The sequence below is a fragment of the Sphingomonas rhizophila genome, from assembly GCF_014396585.1.
Classification (GTDB): domain Bacteria; phylum Pseudomonadota; class Alphaproteobacteria; order Sphingomonadales; family Sphingomonadaceae; genus Sphingomicrobium; species Sphingomicrobium rhizophilum.
This window is the reverse complement of sequence record NZ_CP060717.1, coordinates 1,855,051-1,881,184: the sequence shown is the minus strand read 5'-3', so window position 1 is coordinate 1,881,184 and position 26,134 is coordinate 1,855,051. Positions and strand designations below refer to the sequence as shown.

Annotated in this window: 23 protein-coding genes and 3 pseudogenes; 5 read left to right on the top strand and 21 right to left on the bottom strand. The window is 66.5% G+C overall.

Annotated elements, in window-relative coordinates:
* Positions 1-19: 19 nt before the first annotated feature.
* Together H9L12_RS09630 and H9L12_RS09625 are read left to right on the top strand one after the other, a co-directional pair.
* A complete protein-coding gene (locus H9L12_RS09630) occupies positions 20-2,221 on the top strand; it encodes a TonB-dependent receptor (protein ID WP_187541557.1) in 2,202 nt (733 codons plus the stop codon).
* A gap of 9 nt (positions 2,222-2,230) precedes the next feature.
* Entirely contained in the window at positions 2,231-2,917 is a 687-nt protein-coding gene (locus H9L12_RS09625; RefSeq protein ID WP_187541556.1) for a Fe2+-dependent dioxygenase, read from the top strand.
* On the opposite strand, the gene H9L12_RS09620 is transcribed toward H9L12_RS09625, so the two are convergent.
* The 10 genes from H9L12_RS09620 to H9L12_RS09575 all read right to left on the bottom strand — a co-directional run bounded on the left by H9L12_RS09620 (position 2,914) and on the right by H9L12_RS09575 (position 11,237).
* Positions 2,914-4,377 (bottom strand): UdgX family uracil-DNA binding protein, encoded by a 1,464-nt coding sequence (locus H9L12_RS09620; RefSeq protein WP_425506776.1) that lies wholly within the window; start codon positions 4,375-4,377, stop codon positions 2,914-2,916. The two genes, H9L12_RS09625 and H9L12_RS09620, sit on opposite strands and share 4 nt — an antisense overlap.
* A 16-nt stretch (positions 4,378-4,393) precedes the next feature.
* A complete protein-coding gene (locus tag H9L12_RS09615) occupies positions 4,394-5,638 on the bottom strand; it encodes a putative DNA modification/repair radical SAM protein (protein WP_187541555.1) in 1,245 nt (414 codons plus the stop codon).
* 72 nt (positions 5,639-5,710) lie between these two features.
* A complete protein-coding gene (locus H9L12_RS09610; RefSeq protein ID WP_187541554.1) occupies positions 5,711-6,118 on the bottom strand; it encodes a hypothetical protein in 408 nt (135 codons plus the stop codon).
* A 51-nt stretch (positions 6,119-6,169) separates the two neighbouring features.
* A complete protein-coding gene (locus H9L12_RS09605; RefSeq protein ID WP_187541553.1) occupies positions 6,170-6,703 on the bottom strand; it encodes a demethoxyubiquinone hydroxylase family protein in 534 nt (177 codons plus the stop codon).
* Positions 6,700-7,188 (bottom strand): disulfide bond formation protein B, encoded by a 489-nt coding sequence (locus H9L12_RS09600; RefSeq protein ID WP_187541552.1) that lies wholly within the window; start codon positions 7,186-7,188, stop codon positions 6,700-6,702. The genes H9L12_RS09605 and H9L12_RS09600 overlap by 4 nt, the downstream gene beginning before the upstream one ends.
* A 17-nt stretch (positions 7,189-7,205) precedes the next feature.
* Positions 7,206-8,540, bottom strand: a complete 1,335-nt coding sequence (locus tag H9L12_RS09595; RefSeq protein ID WP_187541551.1) for a S41 family peptidase — start codon at positions 8,538-8,540, stop codon at positions 7,206-7,208.
* A 40-nt stretch (positions 8,541-8,580) separates the two neighbouring features.
* Positions 8,581-9,759 (bottom strand): murein hydrolase activator EnvC family protein, encoded by a 1,179-nt coding sequence (locus H9L12_RS09590; protein ID WP_187541550.1) that lies wholly within the window; start codon positions 9,757-9,759, stop codon positions 8,581-8,583.
* A complete protein-coding gene (locus H9L12_RS09585) occupies positions 9,759-10,181 on the bottom strand; it encodes a 23S rRNA (pseudouridine(1915)-N(3))-methyltransferase RlmH (protein WP_187541549.1) in 423 nt (140 codons plus the stop codon). The genes H9L12_RS09590 and H9L12_RS09585 overlap by 1 nt, the downstream gene beginning before the upstream one ends.
* A gap of 16 nt (positions 10,182-10,197) precedes the next feature.
* The gene (gene rsfS / locus H9L12_RS09580; RefSeq protein WP_246450719.1) at positions 10,198-10,554 is read right to left on the bottom strand and encodes a ribosome silencing factor; all 357 of its coding nucleotides are present in this window, start codon (positions 10,552-10,554) and stop codon (positions 10,198-10,200) included.
* A gap of 59 nt (positions 10,555-10,613) precedes the next feature.
* Positions 10,614-11,237 (bottom strand): nicotinate-nucleotide adenylyltransferase, encoded by a 624-nt coding sequence (locus H9L12_RS09575; RefSeq protein ID WP_187541547.1) that lies wholly within the window; start codon positions 11,235-11,237, stop codon positions 10,614-10,616.
* Positions 11,238-11,311: 74 nt separating this feature from the next.
* Between H9L12_RS09575 and H9L12_RS09570 the strand changes: the two genes are divergently transcribed.
* Positions 11,312-12,364 carry a DUF3667 domain-containing protein gene (locus H9L12_RS09570; RefSeq protein WP_187541546.1) on the top strand — a complete coding sequence of 351 codons (1,053 nt, stop codon included), beginning with the start codon at positions 11,312-11,314 and terminating at the stop codon, positions 12,362-12,364.
* Here the strand turns inward: H9L12_RS09570 and H9L12_RS09565 are convergent.
* The 10 genes and pseudogenes from H9L12_RS09565 to H9L12_RS13950 form a co-directional block, all read right to left on the bottom strand.
* Positions 12,361-12,738 carry a hypothetical protein gene (locus H9L12_RS09565; protein WP_187541545.1) on the bottom strand — a complete coding sequence of 126 codons (378 nt, stop codon included), beginning with the start codon at positions 12,736-12,738 and terminating at the stop codon, positions 12,361-12,363. The two genes, H9L12_RS09570 and H9L12_RS09565, sit on opposite strands and share 4 nt — an antisense overlap.
* A 68-nt stretch (positions 12,739-12,806) precedes the next feature.
* Complete coding sequence (gene ftsH, locus H9L12_RS09560) at positions 12,807-14,747, bottom strand: ATP-dependent zinc metalloprotease FtsH (protein WP_246450333.1); 1,941 nt, start codon at positions 14,745-14,747, stop codon at positions 12,807-12,809.
* A gap of 99 nt (positions 14,748-14,846) precedes the next feature.
* Positions 14,847-15,797: a tRNA lysidine(34) synthetase TilS gene (gene tilS / locus H9L12_RS09555; RefSeq protein WP_187541543.1), complete on the bottom strand. Its 951-nt coding sequence runs from the start codon at positions 15,795-15,797 to the stop codon at positions 14,847-14,849.
* Positions 15,798-15,801: 4 nt separating this feature from the next.
* Entirely contained in the window at positions 15,802-16,725 is a 924-nt protein-coding gene (locus tag H9L12_RS09550; protein WP_187541542.1) for a tetratricopeptide repeat protein, read from the bottom strand.
* Between the two features lie 69 nt (positions 16,726-16,794).
* Positions 16,795-17,694, bottom strand: coding sequence for a helix-turn-helix domain-containing protein (locus H9L12_RS09545; RefSeq protein ID WP_187541541.1), 900 nt, complete (start codon positions 17,692-17,694; stop codon positions 16,795-16,797).
* Between the two features lie 85 nt (positions 17,695-17,779).
* A pseudogene (gene ptsP / locus H9L12_RS09540) lies at positions 17,780-20,043 on the bottom strand (phosphoenolpyruvate--protein phosphotransferase).
* A gap of 72 nt (positions 20,044-20,115) precedes the next feature.
* On the bottom strand, positions 20,116-20,697 hold the full coding sequence (locus H9L12_RS13660) for a YdeI/OmpD-associated family protein (protein WP_187541540.1): 582 nt from the start codon (positions 20,695-20,697) through the stop codon (positions 20,116-20,118).
* A gap of 1 nt (position 20,698) precedes the next feature.
* Positions 20,699-21,757, bottom strand: coding sequence for an NAD(P)H-dependent flavin oxidoreductase (locus tag H9L12_RS09530; protein ID WP_425506775.1), 1,059 nt, complete (start codon positions 21,755-21,757; stop codon positions 20,699-20,701).
* Positions 21,754-22,719 (bottom strand): aspartate kinase, encoded by a 966-nt coding sequence (locus tag H9L12_RS09525; protein ID WP_281399812.1) that lies wholly within the window; start codon positions 22,717-22,719, stop codon positions 21,754-21,756. Before H9L12_RS09525 ends, H9L12_RS09530 begins: the two co-directional genes overlap by 4 nt.
* Positions 22,701-22,973, bottom strand: a pseudogene (locus tag H9L12_RS13950) (aspartate kinase); the annotation flags it as partial. The pseudogene H9L12_RS13950 and the gene H9L12_RS09525, both read right to left, overlap by 19 nt.
* A 94-nt stretch (positions 22,974-23,067) precedes the next feature.
* Between H9L12_RS13950 and ubiG the strand changes: the two are divergent.
* Together ubiG and H9L12_RS09515 are read left to right on the top strand one after the other, a co-directional pair.
* The gene (ubiG, locus tag H9L12_RS09520) at positions 23,068-23,850 is read left to right on the top strand and encodes a bifunctional 2-polyprenyl-6-hydroxyphenol methylase/3-demethylubiquinol 3-O-methyltransferase UbiG (RefSeq protein ID WP_187541539.1); all 783 of its coding nucleotides are present in this window, start codon (positions 23,068-23,070) and stop codon (positions 23,848-23,850) included.
* Positions 23,847-24,968 carry an acyltransferase family protein gene (locus tag H9L12_RS09515; protein ID WP_187541538.1) on the top strand — a complete coding sequence of 374 codons (1,122 nt, stop codon included), beginning with the start codon at positions 23,847-23,849 and terminating at the stop codon, positions 24,966-24,968. Before ubiG ends, H9L12_RS09515 begins: the two co-directional genes overlap by 4 nt.
* On the opposite strand, the pseudogene H9L12_RS09510 reads toward H9L12_RS09515, so the two are convergent.
* Positions 24,965-26,004 (bottom strand): annotated as a pseudogene (locus tag H9L12_RS09510) (rod shape-determining protein). The gene H9L12_RS09515 and the pseudogene H9L12_RS09510 overlap by 4 nt on opposite strands.
* Positions 26,005-26,134: the final 130 nt, after the last annotated feature.

Sequence of the window (26,134 nt, the reverse complement as noted above, 5' to 3'; positions counted from 1 at the left end):
CATTAGCATAGGGGCTTTCATGTTTTCTCGTGTCGACCGTTATCCCGGCATCACCGCTTGCCGTCGTGCCAGCTTGTCGGTGGCCGGCTCGCTGTTGGCGATGGCCGGCACGGCGCAGGCAGGTGAGGTCGTCGAACCGGTGGTCGCTCCGGACAATGCGGCAAAGGCCGAAGGCGAGGCCTCGACGCCGGGCGACGTCATCGTCAACGGCAGCCGCTATCGGATCAACACGCTGAACAGCCGCCTTCCCGACGTCCGCGACGCGCCGCAGTCGATCAGCATCATCCCGAAGGAGGTGATCGAGCAGCAATCGGCCTCGACCCTTCGCGATGTCCTCCGCAACGTGTCGGGGATCAGCATGGCGGCGGGCGAGGGCGGCGGGGGTCCGGCTGGCGACAACCTCACCCTGCGCGGGTTCGGCGCGCGCAACGACATCTTCGTCGACGGCATCCGCGATTTCGCCAGCTACGCCCGAGACACGTTCAACGTCGAGCAGGTCGAGGTGGTCAAGGGCCCAGCTTCGGCCCAGACCGGGCGCGGGTCGACCGGGGGCTATATCAATCTCTTCTCCAAGCAGCCGGAAAACCGAAGCTTCAGCGCCGGAACGCTCGGCATTGGCGCCCCCACCTTCGTCCGCGCCACTGGCGACCTCAACCTTGCCGGAAGCGACCTTGGGATCGGCGGCGGCACGGCCTTCCGCTTCAACACCATGGTCCAGAAGTCCGACACGCCGGGCCGCGACTATGTCGAAAACAAGCGCTTCGGCCTGGCACCGTCCCTCGCGGTGGGTCTTGGCAGCTCGACCCGCGCCATCCTGTCTTACACCTATCTTCGCCAGGACAACGTCCCCGATTACGGCATCCCGTTCGTGCCGGATACCAACGTTCCGCTGGCGGATTATGCCAACCAGCCGGCTCCGGTCGATTACGACAATTACTACGGCCTGCTCGATCGCGACTACGAGAAGCTGAAGTCGAACATCGTCACCTTCGCCCTGGAACAGGACATCGGCAGCGCGCTCCGCGTGGCCAACACCACCCGCTACGGCCATGCGACGCGCGACAGCATCTATTCGGCGCCGCGCTTCGCCAGCACCACCTCAACCGATATCACGGCGCAGTTCCAGTCGCGCGACACGGTCGATACCGTCCTCCTCAACCAGTCGAACCTGTTCGCGAAATTTGGGACGGGCGGGCTTGAACACGACCTGATCGCCGGTCTGGAGATTTCGCGGGAAAAGAGCCGCAACCAGCTGCGTACCGCGACCGCGCCAACCGTGACGGACCTGTTCGATCCGGACCCCACGCGGCCGTACGACGGCGTCATCACCGACACGCCGGGCGGGATCGTCCGCGCCCGCGCCGACACGGTGGCCGCCTACCTGTTCGACACGATCGAGTTCAGCGAAGCCTTGCTCTTCTCCGGCGGGGTTCGTTACGAGCATTACAAGAGCGAGTTCGAAGGCGCACCGCCGGCCGAACCGCTCGGGCGCACTGACAAGAACCTGACCTGGCGCGCGGGCGTCACCGTCAAGCCGGTCAGGCACCTAAGCCTCTATGCCGGGGCGGGAACGTCGGTGAACCCGTCGATCGAGAACATGACGCAGACGACGCCGACCGCGGCGGTGGTGGCCCTGAAGCCCGAGCGCAGCCGGACGTTCGAGGTCGGTGCCAAATATGACGGGTTCGACGGCAAGCTGTTGCTGACCGGCGCTCTGTTCCGCACCGACAAGTTCAACGCCCGCACGCCGGGGCTGGCGGGCGAGGCCGCGACCGTGCTGGAAGGCAAGCAGCGCGTCGATGGCGTCGAGTTCGGCCTGACCGGAAGGCTCAACCGCGACTGGAACGTCATCGCCGCCTACACCTATCTCGATAGCGAAGTCCGCGAATCGAACACGCCGAGCGAGATCGGCAACCGGCTGGCCAACGTTCCGAACCACAGCGGCAGCGTGTGGACGACCTACAAGCTGCCGTTTGGCGTCGAGGTCGGGAGCGGTGTCCGCTACGTCGGAATGCGCTACACCAACGTTGCCAACATCCGCCGGATCGACAGCTATTGGGTCGGCGACGCGACGATCGCCTACGATGTCAGCAAGCAGGTCACGCTGCGCCTCAACGGCTTCAACCTGACCGACAAGCGCTACATCGACCAGGTCGGCGGCGGCCACTTCGTTCCCGGACCCGGTCGGTCGGTGCTGGCGACGATTTCGTTCCGGCGCTAGGCGGCCGTCATGCTTCTCGCCATTCCCGCGCTGCTCACGCCCGCACAGGTCGCGGACCTTCGCGCGGTCGTCGAAGCTGGGGAGTGGCGCGATGGGCGGATGACGGCGGGCGTCCAGTCGGCGCTCGCCAAGAACAACCTGCAGCTCGCCAATGGATCCGCCGCGGCTCTGACGGCGGGCGGGACCATCCTCGAGGCACTGGCGGCCAATGCCCTGTTCCAGTCGGCGGCGCTGCCACGGCGGATCGTGCCGCCCTTGTTCAACCGCTACGACTCCTCGTCGCAGCATCATTTCGGCGAGCATGTCGACAATGCGCTTCGTCCCTTGCCCGGCGGCGGGCGGATACGCACCGACCTTTCAGCGACGGTCTTTCTGAGCGGTGCAGGCGATTACGACGGCGGGGAGTTGGTGATCGAGGACAGCTATGGCTCGCACAGCGTCAAGCTCGAGGCCGGGGACATGATCCTCTACCCCTCGACCTCGCTGCATCGGGTCGAGCCGGTCACGCGCGGTTCGCGGCTGGCCAGCTTTTTCTGGATCGAATCGATGGTCCGCGAGGATTCGCAGCGCACGCTGCTGCTCGACATGGATGCCGCAATCCGGACGCTGGCGAGCGAGGTCGGAGACGGCCATCGCGCGGTGGTGTCGCTGACCGGCACCTATCACAACCTGCTTCGCCGCTGGGCCGACGCCTAGGCGGCGAGCGCCTCGGCGCGTTTACGGATGCGCTGAAGGTCGGCGACAAATTTGGCACGTTCCTCCCGCCGCACCTGCTCGTCGGGAAGCCGCAGCAGGAAGCTGGGGTGGACGGTAATCCAGCATTCGCCGCCGTCGGCGAGGGTCAGCGGCGCGTCGCGCGACTTGCTGATCGTCACCGTCTTTCCGGTCAGCGATCGCGCCGCGGTGGCGCCCAGCGCCACGGTCAGAGGCGGACGGATCAGCTCGCGTTCGCGGTCGACCCACCAGCGGCAGGCCTCGATCTCGCTGGTATCCGGCTTGGAATGGATCCGCTTCTTGCCGCGCTGCACGAACTTGAAATGCTTGACCGCGTTGGTGACATAAGCCTGCGTGCGGTCGATCCCCGCCTCCTCCAGCGCGGCGTTGAATAGCTGGCCGGCCGGTCCGACGAACGGCCGGCCCGCCAGATCTTCCTGGTCGCCGGGCTGCTCGCCCACGAACACGATCGCGGCATCGAGCGGGCCTTCGCCGAACACTATCTGGGTCGCACATTGGTGGAGCTCACAGCGCGTGCAGCGCGCCGCTTCCGCTTTCAGCGCTGCCCAGGACGCGTCGAGGTTGCCGGTCGGACGGGGCGTCGTTGCCGTGACGGTCGTGCTGCGCTTGATCATCTCCGCCTCCCGCGCCTGCGCGCCCGCCAGCAGGTCGCCGATCAGGGCGGTCTCCGGCATATTGCGCCAATATTTCTTGGGCATTTCCTTGGTCATGGCCTTCACCTTGACCCGCGCCGGATTGAAGATGGACGCGTAATAGGTCTTCCACGTTTCCTCGACCGGATCACCGTCAGGCGCTTCGGCCCGCGTCGCGCCCGGTCCTTCGGTCAGATTTTGGCCGTCCCAATGAATTGTCAGTTCTGGCGTCAGGATCGACCAGCGCATGTTGGCGAAGCGGCGCTGGAAAAAGCCCGCCTCGCGGCGAACGATATGGTTGTCAGGTTCGAACCAGGCGACAAAGCGCGGCCCCTCGTCATCCTCAACCTCGCGGAAGCGGACGAAAGCGTGCATCTTGTGCGCGTCGCGGCGCACTTCCTTGGCCATGCCTTCCAGCCGGTCGACCAGCGGATCGGCGCGATCCTCCAGCGCCTGCTTGTTCGACCGCAGTTTGAGCAGCATGGCGTAGAGCAAGGCGAACCGTTCCGGGTCGCGATGGCAGATGACGGTACGGGCAAGGTCTACGAAGGCGCGCGGGACCGCAAAGCTCGGTCCGGGCGGTGGCGGTTCGGTTTCAGGCCCGCCGAAAAGGTCGCGTTCGCCGCCGTCGACCTGCCAGGCGATCGCACTGGGCGGAACGCCGGCTTCTGCCAGGCCACGCGCGGCATCGCGCCAGCCGTCGAAATCATCTTCGGAGGCCAAGGTGACATGGTGGGCGCCGATCATGGGACCGTCGCGAAGCATGGCGATATCGGCGGGGTCGGCCATCGGCAAAGGCAACGGTTCAGCCCGCGAACAGGTCCAGTTGCGTCTCGCGCGGGGTGACGAGCGTCTTGAGGTCGGCGCGATCGGTGAGCAAAGTGGGCCGCCAATCTGATGTCGTGATGAATGGCCGCACCTTGGCGATCGACACGGTGAGGCGCGCGACATCGTCTAGCGTGATCGCCCGCCAACGGCGCGACTGGAGCAGGCGCTTGACCGCCTTGGTGCCGAGGCCTGGCACCCGCAGCAATTGTTCGCGCGGCGCCTTGTTGACGTCGACCGGAAAGCTGTCGCGGAACTTCAGCGCCCAGGCGAGCTTGGGATCGATGTCGAGCGGCAGCATACCATCGTCACCGGCCGCGCTGACCACTTCCCTGGGTTTGAACCCATAGAAACGCATCAGCCAGTCGGACTGGTAGAGCCGGTGTTCGCGCATCAGCGGAGGCCGCTTTAGCGGAAGCACCGCGCTCGGGCTGGGGATCGGCGAAAAGGCGGAATAATAGACGCGTCGAAGCGCAAAGCGGTCGTAGAGCTGGCTGGCGCGCATGACGATATCGCCGTCATTGGCGGCGTCCGCGCCGACGATCATCTGGGTTGACTGGCCCGCCGGCGCGAATTTGGGCGCCGAGCGATACTTCTTGCGGGCATCTTTCCCATCCTCGATGCCCAGCTTCATGTCCTTCATCGCGCCTTCGATGCGCGTCGCGCTCTTTTCCGGCGCGAGCCGTTCGAGACCGCTGACGGTCGGAAGCTCGACGTTGATCGACACCCGGTCGGCATAAAGGGCGGCCTGACGCACCAATTCCGGATCGGCGTCGGGAATGGTCTTCAGGTGGATGTAGCCGCGAAAATCATGGTCCTCGCGCAGCGCCCGCGCGACCTCGACCAGTTGTTCCATCGTGTAGTTGGACGACCGGATGATCCCCGACGACAGGAACAACCCCTCGATATAGTTGCGCTTGTAGAAGGCGAGGGTGAGGTGGACCACCTCCTGCGCCGTGAAGCGGGCGCGCCGCACGTTCGAGCTCTTGCGGTTGATGCAATAGTGACAGTCGAAAATGCAGCTGTTGGTCAGCAGGATTTTCAGCAGCGAAATGCATCGGCCGTCGGGCGCATAGGCATGGCATATCCCCATGCCTTCGGTCGAACCGACGCCCTTGCCGCCACGGCTGTCGCGCTTGACCGTTCCCGACGACGCGCAGGATGCGTCATACTTCGCTGCATCGGCGAGAATCGCCAGCTTTTCGCGAGTGTCGAGTTGCGCCATGCGTTCACTCTATGTTCCCGCAAGCGGCGCGTCCAGTGCTTATTTTTCAGTGACTTGCGCTTGCGCGCCCGCTTATTGTTCGGGCGCGGTGTCGCCCTCATCCTGCTCGCGGCGTTCGCGGAACGCCTGGTTGATCAGCTGCTCGGTGCAGCCGGTCCAGCCCCCCGGTCCGACCGGCGAACAGCTGTTGATGCCGGTGCGGCCGTAGGTTTCGATCGCGGTGGCGCGGTTGGCCCAGGACTGGCGCTGCTGGAGCGTGCCGCCCTGGCGAAGCTTTTCGGGAATGCGGAAGCGCTCGCTCTCGGGCTTGCGCGCGCAGACGACGACTTCGTCATCGGTCGAGCGCGGACAGGGATCGTTGCCGAACACCTCGATTTCGCTGATCTCGCGACGCTGCGCGGAAGCGGGTGCTGCTGGAAGCAGCGCGGTCAAGATGACTGCGGCTCCACCGGCGGCGGCGATCAGGGACAGCTTGGACATCAACTCATCCTTTCCTTGGCCGGTCAGCGCTTGCCGTCCGCCCGGGTTCCGTCAAATTCGTTTCGATAACTCGATCGCCACCCGGCATCCGGCGCGGATAACGCCGGTCAGCAAGGGATAAGCCGGGGCGTCCGCTGCGCCGTGCGCGCGCGCCGTATCGCGATGTTCCAGCTCCTCGGCGCGAAATTCGGCGATGTCGGCGGCCAGTTCCGGATCGGTATCGCCCAGAGCATCGAGCTGCTCGCCATAATGGCGGTCGATCTCGGTCTCGACAGCGTCGGTGCAGGCCATCGCGGCCGTTTCGCCGATCAGCGCCGTCGCCGCGCCAAGCGCGAAGCCGGCGACATCCCACAACGGTTGCAGGACGGTCGGGCGAACGCCCCGCTCCGCCATGAGCGCATTGAAGCGGTCGAGATGGCGCTGCTCCTGCTGCGCCATCCGCGCGACCTGGTGAGCGGCCGCCGTTCCCTTGCCGAGCACGGCCAGTTGTCCCGCGTAGATCCGGGCCGCGCCATATTCGCCGGCCTGGTTCACGCGTAGCATCGATTCCGTGTCGGCAGGGCGGTCGCCGGGCTTCCAGCTCATCGTGCTGCCTTCCGCGCCTTGCCGAGCAGGACCGCCACCAGCGCCGCACCGCCCAGCGAGAAAATGGCGTTGAAGCCCGCCAGCGAAATCCCGAACAACGACCACTGCACCTCGTCGCAACGAACGAGCGGAACCTGCATGATGTCTTCAAGACTGGTCGCGCCGCTGGTCGTGCAGGTGGTGATCCCTTCCCACCAGCCTTGCTCGACGCCAACGTGCATCACGCCGATCGCGCCGGAGATCGCGATCGCCAGCGCGGCCAGTAGGGTGAGGGTGCGCGACCGCGTCGTCTCGGCCGGCGCGGTGAACGCAGCCGCCGAAAGCAGGATCGCGACTGCATGCGGGTACCGCTGCCACCAGCACATCTCGCAAGGCCAAAGCCCGCCGACATGTTCGGACAGGAGCGCGCCTCCAAGGAGGGCTAGCGGAACGGCAAGCGCGACGGCGCGCGCACGAGCGGCCTGGGTTCGGGCGGTTACGGACATGGCCGGTGCCAGCACGCCTAGCGCGCCGCGACCCTGGTCTTGGCCGGTGCCGGCCCGGAAAGCCGGGTCAGCGTCTTGATTGCGTAGTCGAGCTGGAAGTCCTTGATCCCCCGCTTCTCGAGCTGCGCGGCGGTGGCCGTGAACCGCGGATCGGTGGCGCTGTCGGATTCCAGAACGTCGTCCTTGACGCCCGACTGGCTGATGATGTGGCGGCGAAGGTCCGCTTCGCGCAAGCGCGGGCGCTTCTTGTAGTCTTCGTCGCTCAACTGCGGAACGGGAATGTCGGGGTCGATCCCGCCTGCCTGCACCGATCGGCCCGACGGAGTGTAGTAGCGCGCGGTCGTCAGGCGCAGCGCCGACTGTGGGCCGGTCTGGAGAACGGTCTGGACCGAACCCTTGCCGAACGAGCGTTCGCCCATCACCAGCGCACGGCGGTGATCCTGGAGCGCACCGGCGACGATTTCCGACGCCGAAGCCGAACCGGCGTCGACCAGCACGATCACCGGCAGGCCGTGGGCCATGTCACCCGGTTTGGCATAGAAACGGTCGATGTCTCGCGGATCGCGGCCGCGTTCCGACACGATCTCGCCCTGCTCCAGGAACGCGTCGCTGACCTCGATCGCCTGGTCAAGAAGGCCGCCGGGGTTCGAACGAAGATCGATGATGTAGCCGAGCGGGCGGCCGCCGACGGCCTTGTCGATGCCGAGCAGCGCCTCGCGGGTCATCGCGCCGGTCTGCGCCGAGAAGCCGTTGATGTTGATGATGCCGACGCGGTCCTGGACCTTCCACTTGACCGGCTTCAACTCGATCCGCTCGCGCACCAGCGCGACGTCGAACGGGGCGTCGCGGCCGGGGCGGACGATGGTCAGCTTGACCGACGTGCCCGGCGCGCCGCGCATCTGCTCCACCGCCTCGTCCAGCGTGTAGCCGTAGATGAACTTGCCATCGATGTGGGTGATGTAGTCGCCGGCCTTGATCCCGGCGCGGTCGGCCGGCGTATCCTCGGTCGGGGCGATCACCTTGACGGTGCCGTCCTCGGTCGAGACGCTGAGGCCCAGGCCCCCGTAATTGCCGTCGGTGGTGGTCTTCAGCTGGGTGAAGTCCGACGCTTCGGCATAGCTGGAATGCGGATCGAGTGCATTCAGCATGCCGTCGATCGCGCCCTTGATCAGCGTATGGTCGTCGACCTTGTCGACATAGTTGGCGCGGACCCGCTCGAACACCGACATGAATGTTTCGAGTTCGCGATAGGTGTCGGCATCGGCCGCCGCGACGCTGCTGGTGGTCACCGGAAGCAGGGCCAGCGCGCCAACCAGCGCGAGGGGCGGAAGGAGTTTGGCGAGGCGCTTCATGATGCGGACAGTCCTTGGAGCATAAGGGATTGAGCTGATCCTAGCGATTCTCGGGGGGATTTGACAGCGGCGCAGATGAACCTGCGATGAGGGCTGCCGAAATGGGACGGCCGTTCGAGCGCAGTTCGACGGCCACCTCATCCAAGGCCCGGCCAAGCGACTCGCCGCGGCGGACGCGGGCACCCTTGGGTAAAGAGGTGACGACGCCAGTCATCAGCGTCGTCCACCCCCGGCCATGGTCGATGATCACCACCCCGTCATGGTCGCGATAAGCGCCGGCGAACAGGATCCTCCCGTCGGCGGGGACGATGACTGGCATCCCGCGGCGGGTGGCAAGCCGGATACCGCGCGCTTCGACGCCGAACGGGCTGACGGAACCGACGCCCTCGATCAGCGGAGCCTCGGCTGGTAGGGAGTAGGGGAGGGGCCGAGGGGTACGGCCTTCTCCGGCGAAAGGCCGTGGCGGGGAGAAACCGAGCACGGCGAGGCGCCGGGCGTTGGCGCGAGCAGACGCGGCCGCCTTCGCTTCGCCGGCGAGGTCGGCGACATTCTCTCCGCCCGCGAGCACCCGGTCCTCGGCACCGAAGGCCTTACCCGATAGCTGCGCCGCGCGCTCCGTCGCCTGCCGCTCCAGCGCGGCAAAGCGTCGCTGGCGTTGCGCGAGATCGCGCTTGCTGGCGGCGATGTCGGCGCGAGCTTCGGTTGCCGCCTTGGCGAGACGCTCGCTGTCCCGGACCTCGGCGGCCAGCGCCGCGCTCCGCCGCGCGATCACCGGCATGGTCGTGTCGAGCAGGGCACGGACCCGGACGATTTCGTCGATCGAAGTGCCGTCGGCAATCGCCAGCAGGGGCGGCTGGCGCCCCATGGTGGCGACTCCGGCCAACAGCGCCGCGGTGGGCGCGCGCTTCCGGGCGAGGGCCTCCTGCCGCTGCGCCAATTCGGCCTGCGCATGTGCGAGCGCCGCGTCAGCCACGGCGATCCGCGCCTCGGCGGCTTCGATCTCGGCAGCGGCGGCAAGTTGCTCCGACTGCAGCCGCGCCGCTTCGCCCTCGGCACGGCCGACTTCGGCGTTGAGGGCTTGGACCCGCTTGTTGGCGGCCGCCGCCTCGGCCCGCGCGAGGGCGAGCGCGCTCTCCGGCGACGGCGCACCGGCAACCTGCGCGCTTCCGGTCGTCGCGAGGGCCAGCGCCGCCATCAGGGGGATGATGACGGCGCGCATCACCCCTCGCGATGATAGGGGTGGTTGGCGAGGATCGATGTCGCCCGGAACAGCTGTTCCGCCAGCATCGCCCGCGCCAGCATGTGCGGCCAGGTCGCGGGCCCGAAGCTGTAAAGCAGGTCCGCCTTTTCGCGCAGCCCCTCGTCATGGCCGTCGGCCGCGCCGATCAGGAACCGCGCCTCCCGCCGGCCGGTGTCACGCCAGCCCTCCAGCTTCCTGGCGAAAGCCGACGACGACAGCGCCTGGCCCCTTTCGTCGAGGACGACGCTCACGGCGTTGGACGCGGCCTCGGGCAAGGATCCGCCGCGGTCGGGCAGTTCGCTGACCCTGGTCGGCCAGCTGATGCGTTTCAGGTAGCGGTCGACCAGCTCCGCCTCGCTGGTGCGTCCGATCTTGCCGCGGGCGATGATGTGCAGCAGCACCGCCGCCCGGTCCGGATCAGGCGTTCGTGGTGGCGGTCTTGGAAGGCGCCTGGTCGTCGCCGAACGCCCACATCCGCTCCAGGTTGTAGAAGGTGCGGACCTCCGGGCGGAACAGGTGGATGATGACGTCATCCGCGTCGATCAGCACCCAGTCGGCCGTCGGCAGGCCCTCGATCCGGACCAGCCGGCCCAGCTCCTTCTTGATCTTGTCGGCCAGCTTGGTCGCCATCGACGCCACCTGGCGCGACGAACGGCCCGACGCGATCACCATGTGATCGGCAATCGACGACTTGCCTGCCAGCGGGATGCTGACCATCTCTACCGCCTGATCGTCATCAAGCGATTTCAGCACCAGGGCATGAAGCGCCTCCACGTCGGCCGGCGTCTTGGCGGCGGGCGTGTCGGCAGGGGTGGCATTCGGTTCGGACAAGTTCATTCCTTGTGAAGGGTGACGGGCGCGCCGCGCCGTTCGGAGAAGCGGCGGTGCCAATCGGGATCGAGCGCGCGCAGGCGTGTGGCGGAAGTCGGGTCGGGGGGCAGGCGAAGGAAGATGATCGCCGGTGCACTCCAGTCCGTCCAGTGCCTTGCCCTGGCGACGGGGCGGACGAACCGCCGAAGCCAGCCCATTGCGCGTGCCGCTCGGGCCGGACCATCATAGCCCGGGCGAGAAAGCACCGCAATCGGGACACTTGCGGCCAATTGTCGCCATTTCCGCCACTGATGGAATTGGGCCACAGTATCGGCGCCCATCAGCCACACGAAGCGATCGGCTGGATAGCGCGCCTTGATCGCACGGATGGTGTCGACGGTATAACGCGTGCCGGCCCGCGCTTCGAAATCGCTGACCCGGATCCGGCTGCGTCTGGCCATCGCCCGCGCGGAGGCCATTCGGGCAGGGAAGGGCGCCATGCCCTTCCTGGGTTTCAGCGGATTGCCCGGCGACACCAGCCACCACAATTCGTCGAGGCCCAGCGCGTCGATCGCGGCGAGGCTCATGCGGCGGTGGCCGCGATGGGCGGGGTTGAAGCTTCCGCCGAGAAGACCGATGCGCCGCATGTTTCGGCGAACGGCTAGCATCCCCCCTCGACCGAAGCCACCACTGGCGATTAGAAGGGTCTCGGGGGACGAAGATGAGCGAAGTCGGGGCGGTCGGCGATCTGGTCAGCGGGACGATGATCGCGCGTGCGCTCGAGCCCAAGGCGGGCGAAGTCGGGGCCGATGGCCACACGACCGAGCGCAAATGTCTCAATTGCGAGACCGTGCTGACGGGGGAGTTCTGCCACGGCTGCGGACAGCGGGCGCACGTCCACCGGACGCTGAGCGCCTTTTTCCACGATGTCGCGCACGGGGTCCTGCACTTCGAGGGGAAGATCTGGAGGACCCTGCCGTTGCTTGCCTGGCGTCCGGGCGAGTTGACGCGACGCTATATCGACGGCGAGCGCGCAAAATTCGTGTCGCCGATGGCGCTGTTCCTCTTTTCGGTCTTCCTGATGTTCGCGGTCGTCAGTGCCACGGGCAATCTCAATCCCAACTTCTCCACCAAGGAGGACCTTGCCAAGGCGGAGCAGAACGCGACCGCCGAGTTGAAGGAGCTTGAGGCGAAGCGTGCAACGGCGGTCGCGGCGAACCGGCCGACGGCGGAAATTGACAGCGACATCAAGAACAGTCGCGCCGAGCTTCAGGTAATCCGGACCATGCGCAGCCAGGGCATCACGTCGGCAGTGCTCACCAGTCCGGACGCGACCATCAACACCGACGTTCCGGCGTTTGCCGAGGCCTACAAGAAGGCCAAGGAAAACCCGCAGCTGCTGATCTACAAGCTGAAAAGCAACAGCTACAAATGGAGCTGGACGCTGATCCCGCTGTCGGTCCCGTTCCTATGGCTGCTATTCCCCTTCAGCCGCCGTTTCCGCCTTTACGACCATGTCGTGTTCGTGACCTATTCGCTCGCGTTCATGTCGTTGCTGGTCGTGATCGGAAGCGCGACTTCCTATGCCGGGTTCAGCGCGATCGCGGCGCCACTGCTCTTCATCCCCCCGATCCACATGTACCGCCAGCTTCGCGGGGCTTACGCGCTCGGTCGCTGGGGCGCGATTTGGCGAACGTCGGCATTGCTGGTCGTGTCGCTCATTGTCCTGATCATCTTCATCTTGGGCATGGTCGCACTCGGCGTCCTCGACTAGGACTTGCAGGGATATTTTCCGGCAAGGATGCGGGCGGTCGCTTCTTTCATGTCGATGCGGCGACGGTCGGCGGCGGGGATTTCGCCTAGCCGTTCGAGGAATTCGGTCGCTGGCATGCCGCGAACATCGGCTGGAGGGCAGTAACGCGGCTTGCGGCCGGTCCTCGCCGCCGCGAGCCGCTCGGCGCGGGCAGACTCACCCGCCGCTGCGCCCTCGGCTTTCAATTTCTTGAGGTCGCCAGAGAAGAGGGCCATCGGCCCCTTCGCCTTCAACGCCAGCGCGCGCCGGTAGAAGACATCAGCGTTCATGGCGGCACTCGCGGGCGCGGCCAGCGACAGGGCGGCGAGCCCGGCAAGGATTGGGGTCGATCGCAACAGTGCCTCCTCGCGGGGCACGATGCCCGCCCACCGGTGGGTGAGCGGGCATTATGGCCGTATCGTGGCTAGGCGCCGGCGGTGGCGGGCCCGCCGAGACCCTGCGGGCGGCGCGCTTTCGGGATCGAGGATCCCGCCGCGGGCAGCGACGGCTTGTGCGAGCCGCCGCGGTCGATCGGTCCGCCGGCAAGGACTGTCTTGATCTCGTCGCCCGACAGCGTCTCATACTCCAGCAGCGCCTTGGCCAACGTCTCCAGCTCGTCGCGGTGGTCGGTAAGCAGTTGCTTGGCGCGATCGTAGCCGGTCTCGACGATGCGGCGGATTTCCTTGTCGATCGCCTGTGCGGTCTCGTTCGACATGTTCTTCTGCCGGTTCATGGAATAGCCCAGGAACACTTCCTCGTCGGCTTCGGCATATTGCAGTGGACCAAGCTCGTCCGACATGCCCCAGCGAGTGACCATGTCGCGGGCGAGGCCGGTGGCATAGCTGATGTCCGACGAAGCGCCCGACGACACCTTGTCGTAACCGAACACGACTTCCTCGGCGACGCGGCCGCCCATCGAAACGGCCAGGTTCGCGTACATCTTGTCGCGGTGGTAGCTGTAGTTGTCCCGCTCCGGCAGGCGCATCACCATGCCCAGCGCACGGCCGCGCGGGATGATCGTCGCCTTGTGGATTGGATCGGACGCTTCCTCGTGAAGCGCGACGATGGCGTGACCGGCCTCGTGATAGGCGGTCATCCGCTTCTCGTCCTCGGTCATGACCATCGAGCGGCGCTCGGTGCCCATCATCACCTTGTCCTTGGCTTCCTCGAACTCCTGCATCGCGACCAGCCGCTTGCCCTTGCGGGCGGCGAGCAGGGCGGCTTCGTTGACGAGGTTGGCAAGGTCGGCACCGGAGAAGCCCGGCGTGCCGCGGGCGATGACGCGGGCGTCGACGTCAGGCGCCAGCGGCACCTTCTTCATGTGAACGCCAAGGATCTGTTCGCGGCCGTCGATGTCGGGCCGCGGAACGACGACCTGGCGGTCGAAGCGGCCCGGACGGAGCAGCGCGGGGTCGAGCACGTCGGGGCGGTTGGTCGCCGCGACGATGATGATGCCGTCATTGGCCTCGAAACCGTCCATTTCGACCAGCAGCTGGTTGAGCGTCTGTTCTCGCTCGTCGTTGCCGTTGCCGAGGCCCGCGCCGCGATGGCGGCCGACGGCGTCGATTTCGTCGATGAAGACGATGCACGGCGCCGACTTCTTGGCTTGCTCGAACATGTCGCGGACACGGCTGGCGCCGACGCCGACGAACATCTCGACGAAGTCCGAACCCGAGATGGTGAAAAAGGGCACGCCCGCCTCACCCGCGATGGCGCGGGCGAGCAGCGTCTTGCCGGTGCCGGGGCTGCCGACCAGCAGCGCGCCCTTGGGGATCTTGCCGCCCAGGCGCGCGAACTTGCCCGGGTCCTTCAGGAATTCGACGATTTCCTGAAGCTCCTCGCGGGCCTCGTCGATGCCGGCGACGTCGGCGAAGGTCACCTTGCCGTGCTTTTCGGTCAGCATGCGGGCGCGGCTCTTGCCGAAGCCCATCGCGCCCGAACCGGCGTTCTTCTGCATCTGGCGCATGACGAAGAAGCTGATGCCCAGGATCAGCAGGAACGGCAGCGACTGGTAGAGCATGATCATCCAGAAGCTGGACTGTTCTTCCGCCTTGACCTGCACCGCGACGCCCTTCGCGATCAAGCGGTCGGCGACGTTGGTGTCGGGCGGGGCGATGGTGGTGAAGCTCTTGCCGTCGGTGGTCGTCCCGGCGATCGCGGAATTGCCCGAAGAGGCGGCCGCCATGGTGACGGCCTTCACATTGCCCTCGTCGACTTCACGAACGAATTGCGAATAGGGCATGGCCGCGCCAGCCGCGCTGCGGCCTCCGCCAACCATCTGCATGACCAATACCAGGCCGAACAGTACTGCCACCCAAATCAGCAGCGACTTGGTCCAGGGATTGCCGGGCTTCTTCTCGTCCATCGCGTCTTTCATCCGGGGCGCGGGAAGAGGCGCCCATCTCTAGCTGCCTAAAATAGGCGCAATCGCCTTAATGACAATGGAACGGCGGCAATCCGTTTGTCAGGTGCGCCGCGGCGGGACAGGCTCGGCGCGCCACCTCTCGCCGCCAGTCAGCATTAGCCGGCCCAGCGTGCACCGCTTTCCGGCGCGCAGCGAGGCGATTGCGCGGTCGAGGTCGGGGCCGCGGGGCGCGACGTCTCCCGCCTCAAAAAACAGGCGGAGCAATAATCTTCGCTGCAACTCGACAGGCAGGCGGGAGGCATCGATCGACCAGCCATCGCCGGCGCGCGAAGCCCGCTCTTCGAACAAGGCTTCGGCGACGAAGGCGAGGGCGTCTTCGGCGTCGGCGAGGTGGCGGGCGCTGGCGGCAAGCTGGCGGGGATTGGGCCATTCACCTCCCGCGAGGAACTGGCGCGCCCGGGTGCGTTCGTGGGCCGGGTCGCGGTTGGCGGGGTCGTCGACGGGTTGCACGCCCGCGCTCTCCACCACGGCGCGCAACTCGTCGCGGCGCCAGTCGAGCAGCGGCCGGAAAAGGGCGATGCCGCTTTGCTCGCGGCGGGCCCGGATGCCGGCGAGGCCGCCGACCCCCGCCGCTCGCGCGAGGCGCATCAGCAGCGTTTCCGCCTGGTCGTCGGCGTGATGCGCAGTGGCGATCGCGGCGAGGCCTCGATCCCGCGCCCAGTCGATCAGCAGGGAGTAGCGGGCGTCACGTGCAAGGGCCTGGATAGCGGTCGCCGGCTTCTCGTCCCAGTGCGCGGTCAGGATCGAATGGGGCACGCCGATCGAACGGCAGAGGTCCGCGACCGATTGTGCTTCCGCTGCGCTCTCCGCCCGAAGGCCGTGGTCGACGGTCGCGGCCTCGACGAGGCCGGGTCGCGCGGCAGCGGCCAGCAGGAGTAGCGCGAGACTGTCGGGACCGCCCGACACGGCAAGGCCGAGCCGGGCGTCGGGCGCGAGCAGCGCGTCGAGGTCGTCGGCGAAGCGCCGGACCTCCTCCGCGCCGGGAGTCATGGGTTTAGCTGCACTTCGCCTGTGACTTGGCAGCGGGAAGCAGCGACTTTAGCTGCGGCCGGACGTTCGATCCGTAAACCTCCTCGAGTTCCGCGTAGGCCTTGCAGGCCTGACTGGCCTGGTTGAGCCTCATCAGCGACTGACCGAGGTAATAGAGGCTGTCCTGCGCCCGCTCGCCCTTGGGATCGCGGCGATAATTGGCGAGCAGGGCCTCCGCGGCAGCGCGCGGCTGGCCCTTGTCCAGCAGGCTGCGGCCGATGAGGTTTTGGGCCCAGCTGACCCGGCGCGAATTGGGGTATTGTGCGATCATCGCATTCAGCGAGCGGATCGCGTCATCGTAGCGCTTGGCCTCCCACAGGCGGAAACCGGCGTCGTAAGCGGCCTCGTCGCCGGCGGCGGCAGGGATTGCCGCCGGGGGTGGTGTCGCGGGTGCCGCATTTTCGTAACGCGGCTGCGGCGCCGGCGGCGGTCCGTCCTGCGGCGTCGTGCGCGGGGTCGGCGCCACGAATTCATCGGCCGGCGCGGCGGCTTCCCCCGACCCGCTGCCGGCGGCAACCGCGCCGTTCTCGAGAGCGCGGAAACGACGGTCCTGTTCGGCACGAAGCCGGGCGACTTCGGCTTCCATCACCGACAGGCGGTTGCCGTTCTCCTCGCTGGCCCGGACGATCTCCGCCATCTGCCGCTCGATTGCATCGAGCCGCCCGCTGAGCGCGACGACCGACGCCTGCGTAGCGGCGGGGTCATCGGAAAATCCGGCGGTGTCGGCAGGCTGGCCCTTGGGAAAAACCTGACGCTGGACCTGGCGGACCTGCCGTTCCAGCCGGCCGATGCGTTGTTCGGGAGTTTGTTGGCGCTGGGCCTGGATCGGGGTGGTGGCGAGGACGATCGCGCCGGTCAGCGCGAGGGGGAGGGCAAGACGGAATCGCATGGTCAATCCTTGGGTGGGTCCTTGGCTGGCGCGATCCTGCCGCGAACGGCCTGACGCGCGGCTGAACTGTTATTGGGTGGTGTTGGTGGCGGGGGCAGGCGCGGCGGGAGCCGTCGGCGCGGGTTCGCTCGCCGTGGGGGTGCGTGCGGCGGGTGTCGATGGCTGAGGCGCCGGGCGGGCCGTGCGCCGGACCGGTACGGGGGCTGGCGACGGCGAAGGCGCGGAAACCGCGGCTGGGGCCCGCATCAGGTCGGCGGCTTTTAACGAAACGTTCGACACGCGCTTGCCGGCCGGGCCGATGGACGGCGCATCGGCGGTGCCGACCGAGATCCGCAGCGCTTCCGGCTTCGCGGTGGTCAGCGTCGGCGCGACGGCGGAAGTCGGAACCTCGAAGCTCTGGCCCGGGCCAAGCTCGCCCTGGCGAAGAACGGTTCCGCCGTCGCGAACGTCGATCCACGCCGCTTCATTGGCGGTAATGACGACCGGGGCCGCCACCGGCGCGACCGGCGCCGCGGCCGCAACGGGAGCCTGTTCGTTAGCGGTGGCCGGCGCGGCGTCATCGCCGGCAAGCTGCCGGTTGCTGAGCCAGCTCAATCCAAGGGCGACGATGGCAAGGGCAATGAGCGTCCCAAGCACTAGGCCCTTGGGCATGGCCCGCTTGGGATCGGCGGGTTCGAACACTTCGGACGTCTGCATGTAGGCTGGGCGAAGCCCGCCCATTTCCTCCCGCAGCTGGTCGGCAATTTCGCTTCGGTCGAGGCCGACGACACCGGCGTAATTCTTGGCAAAGCCCATCGAATAAGTCGGCGCCGGAAGCGAAGCCCAGTCGCTGGTCTCAAGGCTGACCAGGTGCCGCGTCGGAATGCGTGTTGCGGCCGCGACTTCTTCGACCGACAGGCCTTGCGCCTCACGCGCGGCGCGCAGCTTTTCGCCAACAGTCTGCACCGAATGCTGCTCGAATTCGTCCATGATTTTTCCCGACGAGCCCCCACCAGATTGCTGCCGTTGTCGGGGTCGTCGGCGGGGCTGTCAACCGCTTGGCCGCAAGCTTTGCTCAGCCCAACGCAACCCGATGCCGCCTCGCCCAATCGGCCAGCGCCTTGCGGAACTCGCGCGGCGGTCTGGCCAGCATCGCCGTCATTTTGTGGGTCACCTGACCGGCGTCGATCGAACGGACCATCGCCTTGATCGGGCCGACCGCAGCGGGGGTGATCGAAAAATTGCGGATGCCGATGCCGATCAGCGCCATCGCTTCCAACGGGCGGCCACCCATCTCACCGCACAGCCGAAGCGTGACGCCGCTGCCCTCGACCTTGTCGGCGACCCGTTTCAGGAACCGTAGGATAGCCGGGCTCAGCCAGTCGTAACGGTCGGCCAGCCGCGGATCGGCGCGGTCGGCCGCGAACAGGAACTGGGTAAGGTCGTTGGTGCCGATCGACAGGAAATCGATCCGCGGCAACAGTTCGTCGAGCATCTCGGCGAGGCTCGGCACCTCCAGCATCGCGCCATACTCGATCTTCGACGGCACCGCCCGGCGCGAAGACTGGCACCAGGCCAGCTGTTCGTCGAACAGGGCGCGGGCCTCCTCATATTCCCAAGGTTCGCTGACCATCGGGAACATGACCGACAGCGTACGCCCGGCCGCCGCTTCGATCAGCGCCCGGGCCTGCGCCTTCATCAGCGTCGAGCGGCTGAGCGACAGGCGCAGCGCGCGCCAGCCCATGGCCGGATTTTCGGATTCGTCCTTTTCGTCCATCAGATAGGGCAGGGCCTTGTCGCCGCCGATGTCGACCGTGCGAAAAACCACCGGCTTTCCGGCGGCGGCATCGAGCACCGACTTGTACAGCCGCTGCTGGCTCTCGCGCCCCGGCAGGGACGCGGAAATCAGGAACTGGAATTCGGTGCGGAACAGGCCGATGCCCTCGGCGCCCGAGGCGTCGAGCATTGCCGCGTCTTCGGCAAGTCCGGCATTGACCATCAAGGTGATGCGTTGCCCGTCGAGCGTTTCTGCCGGCTTGCTCTTGAGCGCGGCATATTCGGCACGGCGCTTCTGCCCCACCGCCATGCGCTGGTCGAAGCTTTGCGTCATCGTCCGGGTCGGCCGGACGACCACCAGCCCGAGGTCGCCGTCGACCAACAGCGGCTCGCCTTCGCTGACGATGTGGCGAATATCCTCCACGCGCCCGACGACCGGCACGCCCATGGCGCGCGCGACGATCGTCATGTGCGCGGTGAGCGATCCTTCCTCCAGGACGACGCCCTTCAGGCGGCGCTTGTCATATTCAAGCAGTTCGGCGGGCCCAAGGTTGCGGGCGATCAGGATGGCGTCCTTTGCAAGGCCGGTTTGCGCTGCGGTCCCGAACCGGCCGCTGACGATCCGCATCAGCCGGTTGGACAGGTCCTCGAGGTCGTGCATCCGCTCCTGGAGCAGCGGATCGTCGATTTCCCGCATCCGCGCCCGGGTCCGCTGCTGGACACGTTCGATTGCCGCTTCGGCCGTCAGGCCACTGTCGATCGCCTCGTTGATCCGCCGCGACCAGCCTTCGTCGTAGGCGAACATCTTGTACGTCTCGAGGATCTCCTGATGCTCGCCGGCGGTGCCGAATTCGGCCTCGCGAGTCATCGTGTCGATTTGCTCGCGCATCTTGCGAAAGGCCGAATAGACCCGGGCGCGTTCGGCCTCGATGTCCTCGGCGACGGTGTGCTCGACCACGACGCGCGGCTGGTGGAACACGGCGACGCCCTTGGCCATGCCGGCGACGAGCTTCAACCCGACGAGGCGCTGCGTACCGCTTTCCCGCCCCGCCCGCGGGCGGCGTCGACCAGCCGCGCGCTGGCAAGCAGTTCCGACAGCACCATCGCCACGGTCTGCAGCGCCTCAATCTCCACATCCTCGTAGCGGCGCGGCTCGGCGTGCTGGACGGCGAGGACGCCGATCGGGCTCTCGCGGCGGATGACCGGGACACCGGCGAAGCTGTGAAACCGTTCTTCGCCCGTTTCCGGCCGGTAGACGAACCCTGGATGATTAGCGGCCTCGGCAAGGTTGAGGATTCGCCCTTCCTCGGCGATCGTGCCGACCAGTCCTTCGCCGAGCGCGAGGCGGGTGACGTGAACCGCTTCCTTGCGCAGACCATGTGTCGCGAACAGCTCCAGCATGTTGTCGCGCATCAGGTAGATCGAGCAGACTTCGCTCTTCATCGCCTCGGCGATCAGGTCGACGACGCGATCCAGCTTGGCCTGCGCCGACCCCCGCTTGGCCATGACTTCGTGTAGCCCGGTCAGGATTTCGCGGGCGGAGGTGGCGGCGCTGGTCGGCATGAAGGCTGAGCTAACAGAAGCGCGCGGCGCTTGCCAACGGGAAGAGCAGCCCAGGCCTGGACCGTGCGATCGTCAGTGGACGGTCTTTCCCTCGGCGCACATGGCGACGAACTTCGCGATGCGGGCCGCGCGGGTTTCCGGCTTCTCGGCGTCACCGATCCGATAGAGGATGGCGTAGCGGTTGGCACCGTTCAGGCCATCGAAGAAGGCACGGGCGGCGGGGTTGGCTTCCAACGCCGCCGCGAGATCGTCGGGAACCGTGGCCGTGGACGCGGGCGCATAAGCTGCGTCCCACCGTCCGTCGCCCTTCGCGGCTTCGACCTCGGCCATCCCGCGCTCCGTGACCCGGCCTTGGCCGATCAATTCGGTCACTCGCTCGCGATTCTTCTGTGACCATTTGCTGCGCGCTTTGCGTGGGGTGAAGCGGATCAGGTACCAGTCGCCGTCATACGGATTGAGCTGGCCGTCGATCCAGCCGTGGATCAGCGCCCCGTCGATCGCCTGCGCCTTGGTCAGCCGCGACCGCGCATTGCCGGCCTTGGCAATTTTCAGCCAAAGTCCCTTGGTGCCCTCAGGCTGCCTGGCAATCCAATCGAGCCAGCGATCCATGTCCTCGAAGGCGAGGATCGGAAGGCCGGCACGCTGCTCGGTCACGTCAGCCGCGGCTGCCGAGCGCCGCCGCTGCCTCGTCCACCAGTTCGGCGAGGATGTCGGCGACCGGCTCTTCCTTCTTGACCATGCCGACCGACTGGCCGGCCATGACGCTGCCGCTTTCGACGTCGCCGTCAATCACCGCACGGCGCAGCGCCCCCGCCCAATAATGTTCGATCTGCAGCTGGGCCTCGGCCATTTCGATGGCACCATCGTCGAGCTTCTGGGCGACCTCGCGCTGCTTGGCCGCGAAATTCTCCATCTCGCGGTTCTTGAGCGCGCGCACCGGGATCACCGGCAGGCGCGGGTCGATCTGCACCGAGGGAATCGCATCGCGGGCCGAGGCGCGAATGAAGGCCCGCTTGAAGTTGGGGTGGGCGATGCTTTCGGTCGCGCAGACGAAGCGGGTGCCCAGCTGGACACCGACCGCGCCCATTTCGAGGTAGGCCGCGATCGCCTCGCCTCGGCCGATACCGCCGGCGACGAATACCGGAACGTCGTGCGCGACCTCCGGCAAGATCTCCTGGGCCAGCACGCTGGTCGACACCGGCCCGATGTGGCCGCCGGCCTCCATCCCCTCGATCACCAGCGCGTCGGCGCCGCTGCGGATCAGCTTCTTGGCCAGCGCCAGGGCTGGGGCGAAGGCGATCAGCTTCGCGCCATTGCCCTTGATCGCCTCGATCGCGCCGCCCGGCGGCAGGCCGCCGGCCAGCACGACATGGCCGACGCCATGCGTGGCGCAGACACCGATCAGGTCGGACAGTTGCGGATGCATCGTAATCAGGTTGACGCCGAACGGTTTCGACGTCCGCGCCTTGGTCTCGGCGATTTCGCGGTCGAGCAGTTCGGGCGTCATCGCCCCGCACGCGATCACCCCGAACCCGCCGGCGTTGCTGATCGCCGACACCAGGTTGCGCTCGCTGACCCAACTCATCGCGCCGCCGAGGATGGCAAGGTCGGTGCCGAGGAAATCGGTGCCGCGGTGCATCAACTCCTTCAGGCGGAGCCGGCCGGCATCGCCGTGGACGGCGCGCGGCTCGGCAATCATTCCCTCGCCGCTCATGCCAAGTCCTCCGTTACGCTCTCTCGCGGCGCATCGAGCCCGTAGGCGGTGTGCAGAACACGTACCGCAAGCTCGGTATATTCTTCGGCGATCAGGACGCTGACCTTGATCTCGCTGGTGGTGATGGCGAGGATGTTGATGCCCCGCTCGGCGAGCGTCTCGAACATCTTCGCGGCGATGCCGGCGTTGGAACGCATGCCGACGCCGACGGCGCTGACCTTGACGATGTTGGTACCGGTCAGGATTTCGTCGAAGCCGACCACTTCCTTGCACTTGTCGAGCACCGCAGTCGTGTGGGCCAGGGCCGCCTTGGGCACGGTGAAGGTCAGGGTGCTTGCCTCGCCACCGTGGGGCACGCTCTGGACAATCATGTCGACGTTGACGTTGGCGTCCGCGAGGGGGCCGAATATCTTGGCGACCGTGCCGGGCACGTTGGGCAGCCCGGTCAGCGTGATCATCGCCTCGTTCTTGTCGTGGGCGATGCCCGTGATGATGTCGCGTTCCATCGTGCTTCCCTCAATTTCCTCGTCGCCGACGATCATCGTGCCGGGCTTGTCCTCGAAACTCGACAGCACGGTCAGCGGCATGTTGTAGCGCATGGCCAGCCCGACCGAGCGGGTCTGCAAGACCTTGGCCCCGACCGACGCCAGCTCGAGCATTTCCTCATAGGTGACGAGGTCGAGCTTCTTGGCCGCCGGGACGATGCGCGGGTCGGTGGTATAGACGCCGTCGACGTCGGTGTAGATGTCGCAGCGGTCGGCCTTCATCGCCGCCGCCAGTGCCACCGCCGAAGTGTCTGACCCGCCACGGCCGAGCGTCGCCACGGCACCCTCGCTGGTCACGCCCTGGAAACCCGGGATGACCGCGATCCCCCATCGTCGAACACGCGTTCCAGCACGTCGACGTCGATCCCCTCGATCAGCGCGGCCGTGTGCCCGCTGGCGCGGATCGGCAGCTGCCAGCCCATATAGCTCTTGGCGTTGAGGCCCATGCCCTGCAGGGTGATCGCCAGCAGGCCGCTGGTGACCTGCTCACCGCTGGCGACGACGACGTCATATTCGCGCGGGTCGTAGAGCGCGGCAGCCTCGCGGCACAGCTGCACCAGCCGGTCGGTCTCGCCGGCCATCGCCGACACCACCACTGCGACCTGGTTTCCGGAATCCGCCTCGCGCTTGACCCGCGCGGCGACGGCCCGGATTCGCTCGATCCCGGCCATCGACGTTCCGCCGAATTTCATCACGATGCGGGGCATAGGATTCGAGCGCGCTTTCCTCTTGGGCTGACGGGCGGCGCCCTGTTAGGAGGGGGCCATGGCGAAGACAAGTATCGTGGCAAGCGAGGCCGCGCACTTCGGTGCAATGGCCGGCGATTGGTGGGACCCGAACGGCGCGTCGGCGATGCTGCACAAGCTCAATCCGGTGCGGCTGTGCTACATCCGCGACCAGGTCGACCAGCTTTGGGGTCTGGACGAACATTCGCTTCGGCCGCTTGCGGGGAAGACCGCGCTGGATGTCGGTTGCGGGGCTGGTTTGCTGGCCGAGCCGCTGGCACGGCTAGGTGCGCGCGTGACCGCGATCGACGCCGCGCCCGAATTGATCGAGGCCGCCAAGGCTCATGCGTTCGGCGGCCACCTCGACATCGATTACCGCTCGATCGGGGTCGAGGACCTGGACGGGCAGTTCGACCTGGTCACCGCGCTGGAAGTGATCGAACATGTCGTCGACCCGCAAGCCTTCGTCGAAGCGCTGGTCGCGCGGCTGGCGCCCGGCGGCCTGCTCCTGCTTTCGACTCCCAACCGCACCGGATGGTCGAAGCTGCTGACGATCACGCTCGCCGAGGGGCTCGGCCGGATCCCGCGCGGCACACATGATTACGGCAAGTTCATCGATCCGGACCAGATGCGCGGCCTGCTCGCCAAGGCGGGCATGGAAGTGATCGACGTTGAAGGCATCGCCTTCTCCCCGACCCGCGGCCTCCACCTCAGCGAAGACACCCGACTCAACTATCTGGTCTCTTGCCGCCGCGCCCCGCCTGATACGTCTTGTTTGAGTAGGGGGAGCAAACGCTTGAATGGGTTGAGGCAGTTCGCATGACGCTCGGTGAAACGCGAGCGGTGGTGAACGACAAGGTTCATTTCGTGGGCCTCGACGGACTCCGCGGCGTTGCGGCGATCGCGGTTATGATCATGCATCTCGTTGGGCTCTACTTGCCGAATGTCGACCCGCCGATTCCTGCTTTCCTCGCTGTCGACATGTTTTTCATGCTCAGCGGTTTCGTCCTCGCCTACGCCTATTTTGACAAGCTGGACACTGGCCTGAGTTGGCGACGATTCATGGAAATGCGCCTAGTGCGCCTTTATCCCTTGCTTCTTGCCGGCATACTGCTTGGGGCGCTGGTGTCTCTTACCAAGCAGTATATCGAAGGCGTGCCCATCGCCGACGAACGGCCCTATATGTTGCTTCCGGCGCTGGCACTGCTGCCGACCGGCCTCCTGTTCGCCAAGCCCGAGTTTCCGTTCGGAACGCCGTATGCGTTTGCGTTTAACTTCCCCGTTTGGTCTTTGTTCTTCGAGATCGTAGCGAGCGCCGTTTTCGCCACCCGTCTCCGCAATGCCAAGCCGATTGTGCTGGTCCCGATGTTTGTCGTCTCTCTCATCGGGATTACGACTTTAGCATACTGGGACGGCTCGATCGGCGGCCTCGGGGTGCAGGGGCTCATCATCTTTTGTGGCGGCTTCCTGAGGATCTTCGTTCCCTTCACCATCGGCGTCCTGCTCTACCGGACGGCAGTGTATCGCCGTTCTCCGCCGGTACCATTCTGGGTCGTCGCGCTGGTCCTGAGCCTGTTACTGCTCACCCCTCGGCCGACATCTCCGACGGTGGAACTGGCTTTTATCCTCGTGGCGTTTCCGCTGATTATCTGCGCTGGCGCAGAGGCGAGCATGTCCTCCGCAACGCGGCGTGTTTGCGACTGGATAGGGCGGTTGTCCTATCCCCTTTACTTGCTCCATCTCCCGCTTTCGCGCGCGACCGGCTTCGTTGTCCGAAGATTCATCGATGACCCGGTTGTCCTGATTGTCACGACGTCGGCCGCCACGATCTTCGGATCTTGGATCGCGCTAAAGCTATACGACGAGCCCGTCCGCCGCTGGCTAACCGGGAAGCTGCGCGCACGTCGAAGCGCGACAGGAACCAAAATGTCCCGCGCCTAGGCGGGCTGCAGCGCTCCCTTGAAGACTTCGTCTTCGAGTGTCTGGCCGGCGCCGAGGGCGACGCATTGCATGGGGTCTTCGGCGATCCGGACGGGAAGGCCGGTTTCGTCGGCGAGGACGGCGTCGATGCCGTTGAGAAGCGATCCGCCACCGGTCATGGTGATGCCTTCCTCGATGATGTCGGCGGCGATCTCCGGCGCGGTGTGCTCCAGCGCCTCGCGGACGGCGTGGACGATCCGCGCAACCGGCTCCGCCAGCGCATGGGCGAGCTCGGCCTGGGTCAGCTTGATCTCTTTGGGGACACCCTTCTCGACGTCCAGTCCCTTGACCACCGCAATGTCGCCGTCGCCGCTGACTGGCGGCCGGGCGGAGCCATAGTCCTTCTTGACCCGCTCCGCCGTCGCTTCGCCGATCTGGAGGTTATGGGTGCGGCGGACGTAGGACATGATCGCCTCGTCCATCTTGTCACCGCCGATACGGACGGACCGGCTATAGGACAGCCCTTGGAGAGAAATGACGCCGACCTCGGTCGTGCCGCCACCGATGTCGCAGACCATCGACCCGATGGGATCGACCACCGGGAGTCCCGCGCCGATCGCCGCCGCCATCGGCTCTTCGATCAGGCTGACCTGCGTCGCGCCGGCGTTGGTCGCGGCATCACGGATGGCGCGGCGTTCGACGTTGGTCGATCCCGACGGCACGCAGATGACGACCTGGGCGCGGCTGCTGAGGCGCGTGCGGCCGCCGATCGCCTTCTGCATGAAATGCTTGATCATCTGCTCGGCGACCTCGAGGTCGGCGATGACCCCGCTGCGCAAGGGCGAATGGTGCGGACGTTGGCCGGGGTCTTGCCCAGCATCAGCTTGGCGTCGGCCCCGACGGCGCGGACGCGCGGCAGGCCATTGCCATATTCCAGCGCCACCACCGACGGCTCATTGATGACGATGCCGCGATCCCGGGCGTAAACGACGGTGTTGGCCGTCCCGAGGTCGATCGCAAGGTCGCGCGACCAGAAATTGAACAGACTGACACCCATGGCCCACCCCAATGGTCAGGATCGACCGGAAGCCCCCGCGGCACCCGTCACGCATCGATTTTTCGCTGACGATCAAGAGGGTTAACGGGCGCGCAAAGAAGCGTCGAGTTCGACTGGGCGCACGGCGCGG

Excerpts from the sequence above, each read along its gene's own strand:
- H9L12_RS09630 (WP_187541557.1), top strand. The coding sequence starts at position 20 with ATGTTTTCTCGTGTCGACCGTTATCCCGGCATCACCGCTTGCCGTCGT.
- H9L12_RS09625 (WP_187541556.1), top strand. The coding sequence starts at position 2,231 with ATGCTTCTCGCCATTCCCGCGCTGCTCACGCCCGCACAGGTCGCGGAC.
- H9L12_RS09620 (WP_425506776.1), bottom strand. The coding sequence starts at position 4,377 with ATGGCCGACCCCGCCGATATCGCCATGCTTCGCGACGGTCCCATGATC.
- H9L12_RS09615 (WP_187541555.1), bottom strand. The coding sequence starts at position 5,638 with ATGGCGCAACTCGACACTCGCGAAAAGCTGGCGATTCTCGCCGATGCA.
- H9L12_RS09610 (WP_187541554.1), bottom strand. The coding sequence starts at position 6,118 with ATGTCCAAGCTGTCCCTGATCGCCGCCGCCGGTGGAGCCGCAGTCATC.
- H9L12_RS09605 (WP_187541553.1), bottom strand. The coding sequence starts at position 6,703 with ATGAGCTGGAAGCCCGGCGACCGCCCTGCCGACACGGAATCGATGCTA.
- H9L12_RS09600 (WP_187541552.1), bottom strand. The coding sequence starts at position 7,188 with ATGTCCGTAACCGCCCGAACCCAGGCCGCTCGTGCGCGCGCCGTCGCG.
- H9L12_RS09595 (WP_187541551.1), bottom strand. The coding sequence starts at position 8,540 with ATGAAGCGCCTCGCCAAACTCCTTCCGCCCCTCGCGCTGGTTGGCGCG.
- H9L12_RS09590 (WP_187541550.1), bottom strand. The coding sequence starts at position 9,759 with ATGCGCGCCGTCATCATCCCCCTGATGGCGGCGCTGGCCCTCGCGACG.
- H9L12_RS09575 (WP_187541547.1), bottom strand. The coding sequence starts at position 11,237 with ATGCGGCGCATCGGTCTTCTCGGCGGAAGCTTCAACCCCGCCCATCGC.
- H9L12_RS09570 (WP_187541546.1), top strand. The coding sequence starts at position 11,312 with ATGAGCGAAGTCGGGGCGGTCGGCGATCTGGTCAGCGGGACGATGATC.
- ftsH (WP_246450333.1), bottom strand. The coding sequence starts at position 14,747 with ATGGACGAGAAGAAGCCCGGCAATCCCTGGACCAAGTCGCTGCTGATT.
- tilS (WP_187541543.1), bottom strand. The coding sequence starts at position 15,797 with ATGACTCCCGGCGCGGAGGAGGTCCGGCGCTTCGCCGACGACCTCGAC.
- H9L12_RS09550 (WP_187541542.1), bottom strand. The coding sequence starts at position 16,725 with ATGCGATTCCGTCTTGCCCTCCCCCTCGCGCTGACCGGCGCGATCGTC.
- H9L12_RS09545 (WP_187541541.1), bottom strand. The coding sequence starts at position 17,694 with ATGGACGAATTCGAGCAGCATTCGGTGCAGACTGTTGGCGAAAAGCTG.
- H9L12_RS09530 (WP_425506775.1), bottom strand. The coding sequence starts at position 21,757 with ATGAGCGGCGAGGGAATGATTGCCGAGCCGCGCGCCGTCCACGGCGAT.
- ubiG (WP_187541539.1), top strand. The coding sequence starts at position 23,068 with ATGGCGAAGACAAGTATCGTGGCAAGCGAGGCCGCGCACTTCGGTGCA.
- H9L12_RS09515 (WP_187541538.1), top strand. The coding sequence starts at position 23,847 with ATGACGCTCGGTGAAACGCGAGCGGTGGTGAACGACAAGGTTCATTTC.